Annotated in this window: 3 protein-coding genes and 1 pseudogene; 3 read left to right on the top strand and 1 reads right to left on the bottom strand. The window is 62.6% G+C overall.

The genetic code is table 11. The annotated features are described in order from the left end of the window. A pseudogene (locus EOA85_RS32385) lies at positions 1–164 on the bottom strand (thymidine kinase); the annotation flags it as partial. Between the two features lie 217 nt (positions 165–381). Between EOA85_RS32385 and EOA85_RS32380 the strand changes: the two are divergent. The 3 genes from EOA85_RS32380 to EOA85_RS32370 form a co-directional block, all read left to right on the top strand. Further along, complete coding sequence (locus EOA85_RS32380; protein ID WP_082982767.1) at positions 382–1329, top strand: choline ABC transporter substrate-binding protein; 948 nt, start codon at positions 382–384, stop codon at positions 1327–1329. Between the two features lie 157 nt (positions 1330–1486). After that, positions 1487–2341, top strand: a complete 855-nt coding sequence (choW, locus tag EOA85_RS32375; protein ID WP_065011919.1) for a choline ABC transporter permease subunit — start codon at positions 1487–1489, stop codon at positions 2339–2341. Then, on the top strand, positions 2338–2594 hold a 257-nt coding region (locus tag EOA85_RS32370), incomplete at its 3' end, for an ATP-binding cassette domain-containing protein (protein ID WP_127212437.1). The genes choW and EOA85_RS32370, both read left to right, overlap by 4 nt.

Genomic DNA, 2594 nt, shown 5'->3' with positions numbered 1-2594 from the left:
AGGCCGATGCGCGACGAGATCAGCCCGGTATCGCCCTTGCGGTAGTGGCCGGCGACGAACAGCATCGTGGTCATGCCGCGCTCGCGGTAATTGTACGAGGCCTGCAGCAGCATCGTCGTCTTGCCGGCATTCATTGTCGCGTAGTGGAAGTACAGCTTGGCCATGCCGCCCTTTTAAGCCGAGTTGTCCCGGCGCGGGGAGGGGGCGTCCTGACATTTCACCAGAAAGCGGCGAACGTGTCGCTGATCGGCCAGCCCGCGCCGTTGGTCGCGATTGTCTTATCGCTTGAAACCGCACCAGAATGGTGTTTGGCTGACGAAACAAGGTGGAGACAAAACCGCAACTTCGCTTCGCCGATAGATCACAATGGGAGAATACATGATGTCGCGTATGAAACTATTCGCCGCCGGCTTCGGTCTGGCGGCATTTCTTTCCGCGGGCGGCGCACTCGCCGCCGAGCCGGAAAGCTGCAAGCCGGTGCGTTTTGCCGATGTCGGCTGGACCGACATCACCGCCACCACCGCTACCGCCAGCGTTATCCTCGAAGCGCTCGGCTACGAGCCCGACGTGCAGGTCCTGTCGGTTCCGGTCACCTACACCTCGCTGAAGAACAAGGACGTCGATGTCTTCCTCGGCAATTGGATGCCGACCATGGAAGCCGACATAAAGCCCTATCTCGAAGACAAGTCGGTCGAGACGGTCGTAACCAACCTCGAAGGCGCGAAGTATACGCTCGCCGTGCCGCAGCACACCTATGACGCCGGTCTCAAGGATTTCGCGGATATCGCCAAGTTCAAGGACAAGCTCGACAACAAGATTTACGGCATCGAAGCCGGCAATGACGGCAACCGCCTGATCCTCGACATGATCGCCTCCAACAAGTTCGGCCTGAAGGATTTCGAGCTCGTCGAAAGCTCGGAGGCCGGCATGCTGTCGGCGGTGCAGAAGGCTGCCGCATCAGGCGAAGACGTGGTCTTCCTCGGTTGGGAGCCGCATCCGATGAACGCCAACATCAAGATGGCCTATCTGTCGGGTGGCGACGAGGTGTTCGGCCCGAATTTCGGCGGCGCGACCGTCGCCACCAACGTCCGGGCCGGCTACACCACCGAATGCCCGAACGTGGGCGCGCTGCTCAAGAACATGGTGTTCTCGCTCAAGATGGAAAACGAGATCATGGGTGCGATCCTCAATGATGGCGCCGACCCGAAGGCCGCGGCTACCGAATGGCTCAAGGCCAATCCAGACGCGATTACCCCATGGCTCGCCGGTGTGACGACCTTCGACGGCGGCGACGCCGCGGCCGCCGTGAAAACTGCGCTGGGTTCGTAGCAGATTTACACCCTCCGCCTTGCGGGGAGGGTCGGCGCGGCACGCGCCGCGGTGGGGGTGGTGCAGAACGGAGCATAACCGTGACCACCCCACTCCGCTGCGCGGTTCGACCCACTCCGCCAGGGGGAGGGCGAAGTAGAATGAGGGGACATTTGCCATGGATCCGGTTTCGCAACTGATTTCGAGCTTCAAGATCCCGATCGGGCGGTGGGGCAAGACCTTCTTCGACTTTCTGACCACCAATTTCGAATGGTTCTTCGACAGTATCGCCGACGGGCTCACCGTCGTTCTCGACGGGTTGGTCGATCTTTTGCTGCTCGTCCCGCCGGTTCTCCTGGTTGCCGCCATAGCCGGGCTTGCCTGGTACCTGCAGAAATCATGGAAGCTGGCGCTTGCCGTCGCGCTCGGCCTCCTCTTCATCGTCAACCAGGATCTCTGGCAGGAAACCGTCGAGACGCTGGTGTTGGTCGTGGCCGCCGCTGCGGCCTCCATGGCCATCGGCGTGCCGATCGGCATCTGGGCGGCGCATAACGAGCGTGGCTACCGCTATCTCCAGCCAATCCTCGACCTGATGCAGACTATGCCGACCTTCGTCTACCTGATCCCGGTGCTCATTCTCTTCGGCCTCGGCATCGCTCCCGGCCTCATCGTTACCGTCATCTTCGCCGCTCCCGCGCCGATCCGCCTGACCCATCTCGGCATCACCTCGGTGCCGAAACCGATGATCGAGGCCGGCGAGGCCTTCGGCGCGACAAAACGCCAGCTCTTGTGGAAAGTAGAGCTGCCGGCGGCGCTGCCGACCATCATGGCGGGGCTGACGCAGTGCATCATGCTCTGCCTCTCCATGGTCGTGATCGCTGCGCTCATCGGCGCCAACGGCCTTGGCAAGCCGGTGGTGCGCGCGCTGAACTCGGTCAACATCCCGCTCGGGCTCGAGGCCGGCCTCGCCATCGTCGTGCTCGCCATCATCCTCGACCGGATCAGCCGTATCGGCACGGGAGCCGCCAAATGAGCGCCGCGGTCGATTTCAAGAATGTCGACATCATCTTCGGCGCGGCGCGCAAGGAAGCGCTGGCGCTCGTAGACAGCGGCGCGACGCGTCAGGAAATCCTGGAGAAGACCGGCGCCGTGCTCGGCTGCGCCGGCGCCAATTTGACCGTCAACGAGGGCGAGATTTCCGTCCTGATGGGCCTCTCCGGCTCCGGCAAATCGACGCTGCTCCGCGCCGTCAACTTGCTCAACGTGCCGGCGCAGCCGAGCACGGC

The organism is Mesorhizobium sp. M5C.F.Ca.IN.020.29.1.1, assembly GCF_003997375.1.
Classification (GTDB): Bacteria; Pseudomonadota; Alphaproteobacteria; order Rhizobiales; family Rhizobiaceae; genus Mesorhizobium; species Mesorhizobium wenxiniae.
The sequence above is the reverse complement of the archived record's forward strand: the minus strand, read 5'-3'. Positions and strand labels throughout refer to the sequence as shown.